Annotated in this window: 1 protein-coding gene; it reads left to right on the top strand. The window is 37.7% G+C overall.

The window, feature by feature from the left end; genetic code table 11:
- Positions 1-519: 519 nt before the first annotated feature.
- Entirely contained in the window at positions 520-1,248 is a 729-nt protein-coding gene (locus MO867_RS22095) for a hypothetical protein (protein ID WP_252473193.1), read from the top strand.
- The last annotated feature ends 76 nt before the right edge of the window (positions 1,249-1,324 follow it).

Genomic DNA, 1,324 nt, shown 5'->3' with positions numbered 1-1,324 from the left:
TTTAGACAAGATAATTACAGCCACCATTTAAGCTGATTTATATGGGACAGCCCTGCCCTCAAACGGAAGACTGGTACCAAAGACAAAAATAGAGGGAGTAAAAGACTGCATTAAAGAAATTATCGTGGGCCCACTAGGAGATCCCCAGCAAAATTTTGCTGCGCTAAAAGAATATAAAGCCCATTCAGGGGGAAGCTATGATATTAAACTCTCAAAGACACCACTAAGATAAGCGTACCGAAAATCTTCTCACCCAATCTTCGCAGCATGGGTTGCTAGCCAATCCACACTGCGAGTAACTCATCGCATCTGTATACATCTTAACTATAATTCTTTTCGTAGAGCCACACCCTTAATAAGTGAAAAGCTCCTAACGTATTTTATATGCTTCAAGATACTAATAGAACGCTTCAATCTATTGACATAGCTCGACTGACCACACCCAACATATATTGGCCAATATCTACGAGAGTGATACTATGACAGGAATCTAACACGAAACGATAATGGAGTCATAAAGTGCGTACATTTTTATATGTTTTGGGCGGAAGCACTATTGCTAATATATTATTTGCCCTTGCTTTAAGCACAGTAATTTCTTTTGAAATTTTATTTTCTGATTCAGTTGAGTGGTTTCATGGAGGGGCGAAGCTAGCAGACCTGCTCACAGCCATTGCCCTATCCTATATAGCAGGTTATATTTTCTATTTATCTACCGAAGTTCGCAGGAAGGTTAACAGCATCCACTCAACAAAATTAACTGCTCATCGACATTGTGGGAAAGTAATTTCACTTGCAAATGAAGTATTTTTTTCCATTACTAAAGTTAGAGATGTTCCCGAAGAAAACGTCATTAGAGAAAATATAAATAAAATAAAGATAAATGATATTGTCCCCGGAAAAACCTACACATTCGATGGGAATAGTTCACAACAAGTTCAGTATAACTACTATTTCCCATACTGCGTACTCCCAGAAATGCAATCACTTGAAAACGATATTGCAAATGTTTCCCATCTTCTTGAGCCAGAAATCACGACCGCTCTTGACAACGTCTTCAATTGCAGCTTCAAATCTCAATTTGGAAATAAAATGGTTGCACATATAAACCATAAAGATTCAACCCTAGCTTTATTTGAAAAAGCCTTCTTGGATTTATCAGAGAAAACAAAATTATTGAAAAATGAGCTTCATAAAATTTATGGCGAATCACCTTGGTCAGCCAGCAATAAATTACAGGCGGCATAGTAATTAATGCAGCCAATTATCAAGACAACACTTCGGACAGTTTCATACAGCTATAGCCCCATAGTCACTGTACTGC

This window comes from Microbulbifer okhotskensis, from assembly GCF_023895975.1.
Taxonomy (GTDB): Bacteria; Pseudomonadota; Gammaproteobacteria; order Pseudomonadales; family Cellvibrionaceae; genus Microbulbifer; species Microbulbifer okhotskensis.
This window is presented reverse-complemented; position numbering and strand designations above follow the sequence as displayed.